The organism is Pseudomonas sp. RW10S2 (assembly GCF_014268985.1).
Taxonomy (GTDB): domain Bacteria; phylum Pseudomonadota; class Gammaproteobacteria; order Pseudomonadales; family Pseudomonadaceae; genus Aquipseudomonas; species Aquipseudomonas wayambapalatensis.
The window spans coordinates 107,173-113,263 of the sequence record NZ_JABWRO010000003.1 but is presented as its reverse complement, the minus strand read 5'-3'; the positions used below and the strand labels follow the sequence as shown (position 1 = coordinate 113,263).

Here is a 6,091-nt window from a genome sequence, read left to right as displayed (position 1 = left end):
GTGGGGCGCATTATAAGGGGATCTGAGAGGCCGTCAACCTTTTATTTCACAAAATCTTAATCAGAATGAATGGCTTAGCCTGCGCATACCTCAAGAGCAGTTGCACCCGCCACCGGGATTTGCGCACTATATTGCGCAGATCACCTTTTCTTCTTATTAGGACAGTCTCCCCCAAATGAACACCCAGCCCCGCAGCCTGGCCGCTACGCTGTTCCCTATCGGCCTGCTGTTGATTGCCATGGCCTCCATCCAGTCCGGAGCATCACTGGCCAAGAGCATGTTTCCGGTTGTCGGCGCCCAGGGCACCACAACACTGCGCCTGATCTTTGCGAGCATCATCATGCTCGCGCTGCTGCGTCCGTGGCGCGCGAGGTTCAATGCCAGCACCCTGCGCAGCGTCATCATCTATGGGCTGGCCTTGGGCGGGATGAACTTCCTCTTCTATATGTCATTGCGCAGCGTTCCGCTAGGCATCGCCGTGGCACTGGAGTTTACCGGTCCGCTGGCAGTAGCGATCTTCGCTTCGCGCCGGGCCCTGGACTTTCTCTGGATCGCGCTCGCCATCGTCGGCCTGCTACTGCTCATCCCGACAGGCCAGACGGGAGCATCCCTCGACCTGACCGGCGCGGCCTACGCCTTGGGTGCCGGCGTCTGCTGGGCGCTCTACATTCTATATGGCCAGCGCGCCGGCGCGGAAAACGGCATTCAGACTGCGGCCCTGGGCGTATTGATCGCGGCGCTGTTCGTTGCTCCCATCGGCATCGCCCATGCCGGCAGCGCCTTGCTCACCCCTGCGCTGATTCCGGTCGCACTTGCGGTGGCAATCCTTTCTACCGCCCTGCCCTACAGCCTGGAAATGGTCGCACTGACGCGGATGCCCGCGCGAACCTTCGGCACACTGATGAGTATCGAGCCCGCATTCGGCGCATTGTCGGGGCTTTTGTTCCTTGGTGAAGTTCTCAGCCTGACCCAGTGGCTGGCGATCCTGGCAATCATTACTGCCTCGGTAGGGGCCACACTCTCGATGCGCAAGGAAAGCAGCCCTCCCGTAGCGGCTGACTGATTTGAGAAATACTTTCATTTGGAACAGCTTCAGCCTTGTACCTGTCTGCCAGGCTGTTTAAGCTGTCACGGCATCATCATCTTCAGACGATCTACTGAACCGGGCACGGAAGCAGGGGAATTTCAGGAAGAACGAGTCATCACTAGAAGGGCGGACACTACTCACCGCCCAGATAAGGACAGGAATGAAACGTATTTTTCTCATCCTGGCCATCTTGGCCATTGCTGGGTGTGCCGCTACAGCCAAGACCGAGGTGAAGCGGGGGAAGAAAGGCCTGCACATCAACTGCTCCGGCCTTTCATCATCCTGGGACAAGTGCTACGCCAATGCACAGGCGTCCTGCGGCAGCAAGGGGTACAAGGTGATCGCTCGCTCCAGCGACAGCGACGAAGAACCGGGCGACTACGTGTTCGGGATCAACCCCGCCGGCTACACCAGCCGAAGCATGATCGTCATCTGCAAATAAACGAAAGGGCAGCCTCAGGCTGCCCTTTCTCGTTCGAGTCGGTCGATCAGACCGGTTGCGTACGCAGTCTCAACCAAGTCAGTGCGTCGCCTTGCAACAGGGGCGCTAATCGCTCACGCACGGTCTCGTGATAACGGTTGAGCCATAGGCGCTCCGAAACATCGAGCAGCTCGGGCAGCAAGCACCGTGTGTCGATCGGGCAAAGCGTCAGGGTTTCAAAGGCCAGGAAGTCGCCAAAAGCGCTCCTGCCCGCCTCCCGATTGACTACGAGATTCTCGATTCGCACGCCCCAGGCTCCAGGTCTGTATGTGCCCGGCTCGATCGAACTGATCATCCCGACCTGCATGGCCGTCTGCGGCGTAGTTGCCGCCTGATAGGCAATGACCTGCGGCCCCTCGTGCACATTCATGAAGTAGCCCACGCCATGCCCGGTGCCATGGCCGTAGTCGACCTGATCGGCCCAGATCGGTGCCCGGGCGATGGCATCGAGCAACGGCGAAAGAATGCCCCGCGGGAAACTCGCCCGCGACAGCGCTATCACTCCCTTGAGCACCCGCGTGCAGTCATGTCTCTGCTCCAGGCTGGGTGTACCGATGGGCACCATCCGGGTAATGTCGGTGGTCCCGCCCAGGTACTGGCCGCCCGAGTCGATCAGCAGCAGGCCATTACCCTCGATCACCGCATGCGATTGCTCGGTGGCGCGGTAATGGGGCATGGCACCATTGGCATTGAACGCCGCGATGGTCGAGAAGCTCAGCGAGACGAAGTCAGGACGCCGTGCACGTGCCGCGCTCAGTTGCTCATCGACCGTCAGTTCGGTGATGGTCTCGCGCCCAAGGTTCGCCTCGAACCAGGCGAAGAACTCGCACAAGGCTGCACCGTCCTGCTCCATCACCTGGCGAATATGAACCAGATCCGCCTCGCTCTTGCGCGACTTGCTCAGCGTGGTCGGATTGATGCCCTCGACCAGCACGACTCGCTCGTCGAGATTGTCCAGCAGGCCATGGGTGACACGCGCCGGATCGACCAGCAGGCGAGTGCCGCCAACGAGACCCGCAAGTGCCTGACCAACTTCCGCGTAGTCACGCACCTGGATACCGTCGGCAGCCAGTACTTGACGCAGATGGCTATTGATCTTGTCCTGACCGACGAAGAGCGTGGCTTGATCACGACTAATCAGGGCGAAGGAAACGAACACCGGGTTGTACGAAACATCACTGCCACGCAGATTGAACAGCCAGGCGATGTCGTCCAGAGTAGCGATGAAATGCCAGTCAGCGCCCTTGCTGTCGAGGGCCTGACGCAGCTCAACGAGCTTCTGCGCGCGACTGGCCGTAGCCTGGGGAGGCAGGTGCTGATAGACGGGGTTGCCGGGCAAGGCCGGACGATCACTCCAGACCTCACCAAGCAGGTCCCGATCGGTCAACAGCCTCACATTGCGCGCGCTCAGGCGCTCTGCCAATTGACGGGAAGAGGCCAGCGCCATGACCGCACCATCAACTGCCACAGCACCGCCGCTGGCAACCTGCTCACCCAGCCAGTCCAATGCACCTGGCTGGCCCGGTAGCAGCTTCATCAGCTCGATGCCACTGCCCGCCAACTCCTTCTCTGCCTGCTCCCAATAGCGGCTATCGACCCACAACCCGGCGAACCCCGCGGCCACCACCAGCGTGCCGACCGAGCCCTGGAAGCCAGACAGCCATTGGCGCCCTTGCCAATGGCCGGGCAGATACTCGGACAAGTGTGGGTCGGCTGAGGGCACCAACAGGGCATCGATACCCTCCCTGACCATGACCTCGCGCACACGCGCCAGGCGTGCCGGTATGGATTTTTGAAGGGGGTTCAGACTGTTCATGCGCTCTCCTGCGATCACATCTTGGACGGTTCCAGATCGGGATAATGGAACACGCCGTCAGCGCCCGCAATCGGATCGTCCGCAACAGCCTTGCGATTGCCCGGACTGCCCCCTGCCAATCCCGCGAACAACAGGATTGGCCGGTAATGGCATGCAGTACTACGCCCCTTGATGAACCTGGGCCTCACCAACCTCGCAGTGCAAGCCGCCATCGAGGCCCCGCACCAGGCTACGCAGGGTCTGGTAGGCCGTGAAGTTGACGCCGCGCGCCTGGTGACGCTGCAACAGGTCGAGGAACGGCTCTTCGACGAAACAGGACGCGGCAGCCGCCCACTCCTGGCGCGATTGCCATTGCAGGTACTGCAGCACTCGGCTGCCATCGACACTGGCCTGAATGCTGACACCCAGCAGACCATCGCAACGGCTGGCGATCTCCTCGGCCCGCAGGACCAAAGCCTCGGCCAGGGCCTGTTGCCGAATCGCCGGCACTTCGTACTCGATCATCTGGGTAAACCATAGGGAATGGGGGGTGGCCGCCATGAACAGTCTCCTTGCTCGGGGTACTTGCAGCGTGATGGCGAGCAGGGTAAAACCTCGAGTTAAGTCAAGGTCAAGGAATATTTCGACATGCCCAGCCAGATTGTGGCGGCACCGGAGCGCCTGCTCAGCGTAGGTCAGTTGGCGGCGCGCAGCGGCGTCGCGGTGACCGCGCTGCACTTTTATGAAAGCAAGGGACTGATCCACAGCACGCGCAACAACGGCAACCAGCGCCGCTTCGAACGGGCCATGCTGCGCCGGGTAGCGGTGATCAAGATGGCGCAGCGCCTCGGGGTGCCGCTGGCACACGTCGCCGAGGCGCTCAATACACTGCCCAAAGGGCACACACCGACCGCCGAAGACTGGCAGCGGTTCTCCGCGCAATGGCGAGAAGACCTGACCCACCGCATCGAAGAACTGATGATGCTGCGCGACCAGCTGGATGGTTGTATCGGCTGCGGCTGTATGTCTTTGAAGGAATGTCCGCTGCGCAACCACCACGACCGTCTCGCCGAGCAAGGTCCTGGGCCTCACCCGCTAGGCGCGGACGCTCAGGCAACCACAGCGAAACGTCGCCGGTAGTCACTGGGTGTAAGGCCAGTGATGCGCTGGAACACCTTACGGAAGGCACCGGGGTCCTGGTAGCCCACGCCCCAGGCAATCTGGTCGACGCTGCGCCGGGTGAACTCCAGCAGGCGGCAGGCACGCCCTACCCGGACCTGCTGGCAGTATTGCGTAGGACGCAGCCCAGTCGCCGCGCGAAAGCGTCGCAGAAATGTGCGCTCTTCAAGCCCGGCACATCCGGCCATGCTTGCCAGATTGGCTTCTTGCGCGCCACTCCCCTGCAGCCAGTGCTGCACCTTCAGCACGGCTTCATCGCCGTGATCCAGCCTCGGCGCGAACAACGCACCGGGCAGCGGGGTCGGTACCGGATCGACCGCCAGGTAGCGGGCGGTCTCGCGCGCCAGAGTCGCACCAAGGAAACGCTCCAGCAGGCGCAGCCCAAGTTCGGTCCAGGCCATCAGGCCGGCCGACGTCATGATGTCACCGTCGTCCAGTACCGATACGCTGGCGTCGGCACGTACTTGGGGATAGCGCTCGGCCAAGGTCTGGGCGTAGTTCCAGTGGGTGCTCGCCGAGCGCCCGTCCAGCAGGCCACTGGCCGCGATGAAGAACACGCCGATGCACACCGACGCGAGCACCGTGCCGCGTGCATGCCATTGGCACAAGTGCGCGCGGTGCCGCTCGAGCAGCGCAGGTGCAGGTGCCGGACCAAGACTGGGCGGCACTACCAATACCTTGAGATCATGGGGCACGCCCGGCAGGCTGTCGTAAACCTCGCAGAGTTCGCCGGCCTGATCCAGTTGCCAGTGGCTGACGCGGATCCGCAGCTGCTCCCCACCACCGAGTTCGCAGGCGACCCGACTGGCGACCGTGAACAGATCCGTCAATCCATGCACGGCGGCACGTTGCGCCTCGGGATAGACCAGCACGCCGATTTCCAGGCCTACGCCGATGTCAGTTTTTGCCTTCATTGTGTCGATCGCGCCAATCCTCATGTAGTTCGTTCAAGCCTATAACTATCGTCACACCACGACCACGCCCAAGGAGGCACGCGACATGAACAAACAGGCCCTGATTCTCATCGATATCCAGAACGATTACTTCCCCGGTGGCAAATGGACTCTCGATGGCGCCGACGCGGCGGCCGACAACGCTGCCCGCCTGCTCGCCGCTGCCCGCAAGCGCGGCGACCTGGTCGTGCATGTGCGTCACGAGTTCGAATCAGCCGATGCGCCGTTCTTCGCCCCCGGCTCGCCAGGCGCCGAGATCCACGCCAAGGTGCTGCCGGTCAGCAACGAGCCGGTGGTACTCAAGCATCAGGTCAACGCGTTTCGCGACACCGAGCTCAAATCGCTGCTCGACAAGCATGAGGTGAAAGCACTGACCATCGTCGGCGCCATGAGCCACATGTGCATCGATTCGGCCACCCGCGCCGCCTCTGACTTCGGCTACCAGGTCTCGGTGGCGCACGACGCCTGCGCTACGCTGGCCCTGGAGTTCAATGGACAGACGGTGCCCGCATCGCATGTGCACGACTCAGCCATGGCAGCGCTGGCCTTCGCCTTTGCCACTGTCGAAAGTACCGACACGCTGCTGGCCAGGTAGG

At 62.1% G+C, this 6,091-nt stretch carries 7 protein-coding genes; 4 read left to right on the top strand and 3 right to left on the bottom strand.

What is annotated here, in order from left to right:
* Positions 1-175 precede the first annotated feature (175 nt).
* Together rhtA and HU729_RS01810 are read left to right on the top strand one after the other, a co-directional pair.
* A complete protein-coding gene (gene rhtA, locus HU729_RS01815) occupies positions 176-1,063 on the top strand; it encodes a threonine/homoserine exporter RhtA (protein WP_186666133.1) in 888 nt (295 codons plus the stop codon).
* A gap of 184 nt (positions 1,064-1,247) precedes the next feature.
* The gene (locus HU729_RS01810) at positions 1,248-1,529 is read left to right on the top strand and encodes a hypothetical protein (RefSeq protein ID WP_054894309.1); all 282 of its coding nucleotides are present in this window, start codon (positions 1,248-1,250) and stop codon (positions 1,527-1,529) included.
* A gap of 46 nt (positions 1,530-1,575) precedes the next feature.
* Here the strand turns inward: HU729_RS01810 and HU729_RS01805 are convergent, their stop codons facing one another.
* Complete coding sequence (locus tag HU729_RS01805) at positions 1,576-3,384, bottom strand: aminopeptidase P family protein (protein WP_186666135.1); 1,809 nt, start codon at positions 3,382-3,384, stop codon at positions 1,576-1,578.
* Positions 3,385-3,543: 159 nt separating this feature from the next.
* A complete protein-coding gene (locus HU729_RS01800; protein WP_186666137.1) occupies positions 3,544-3,924 on the bottom strand; it encodes an antibiotic biosynthesis monooxygenase in 381 nt (126 codons plus the stop codon).
* Between the two features lie 87 nt (positions 3,925-4,011).
* Between HU729_RS01800 and soxR the strand changes: the two genes are divergently transcribed.
* A complete protein-coding gene (gene soxR, locus HU729_RS01795) occupies positions 4,012-4,503 on the top strand; it encodes a redox-sensitive transcriptional activator SoxR (RefSeq protein WP_186666139.1) in 492 nt (163 codons plus the stop codon).
* Here the strand turns inward: soxR and HU729_RS01790 are convergent.
* Positions 4,473-5,456, bottom strand: a complete 984-nt coding sequence (locus tag HU729_RS01790) for a helix-turn-helix domain-containing protein (protein ID WP_186708046.1) — start codon at positions 5,454-5,456, stop codon at positions 4,473-4,475. The two genes, soxR and HU729_RS01790, sit on opposite strands and share 31 nt — an antisense overlap.
* 85 nt (positions 5,457-5,541) lie before the next feature.
* On the opposite strand from HU729_RS01790, the gene HU729_RS01785 reads away from it, so the two are divergent.
* A complete protein-coding gene (locus tag HU729_RS01785) occupies positions 5,542-6,090 on the top strand; it encodes a cysteine hydrolase family protein (RefSeq protein WP_186666141.1) in 549 nt (182 codons plus the stop codon).
* Position 6,091 lies beyond the last annotated feature (1 nt).

What these genes read in the sequence shown, in the direction of transcription:
- rhtA (WP_186666133.1), top strand. Translation starts at nt 176, where the DNA reads ATGAACACCCAGCCCCGCAGCCTGGCCGCTACGCTGTTCCCTATCGGC.
- HU729_RS01810 (WP_054894309.1), top strand. Translation starts at nt 1,248, where the DNA reads ATGAAACGTATTTTTCTCATCCTGGCCATCTTGGCCATTGCTGGGTGT.
- HU729_RS01805 (WP_186666135.1), bottom strand. Translation starts at nt 3,384, where the DNA reads ATGAACAGTCTGAACCCCCTTCAAAAATCCATACCGGCACGCCTGGCG.
- HU729_RS01800 (WP_186666137.1), bottom strand. Translation starts at nt 3,924, where the DNA reads ATGGCGGCCACCCCCCATTCCCTATGGTTTACCCAGATGATCGAGTAC.
- soxR (WP_186666139.1), top strand. Translation starts at nt 4,012, where the DNA reads ATGCCCAGCCAGATTGTGGCGGCACCGGAGCGCCTGCTCAGCGTAGGT.
- HU729_RS01790 (WP_186708046.1), bottom strand. Translation starts at nt 5,456, where the DNA reads ATGAAGGCAAAAACTGACATCGGCGTAGGCCTGGAAATCGGCGTGCTG.
- HU729_RS01785 (WP_186666141.1), top strand. Translation starts at nt 5,542, where the DNA reads ATGAACAAACAGGCCCTGATTCTCATCGATATCCAGAACGATTACTTC.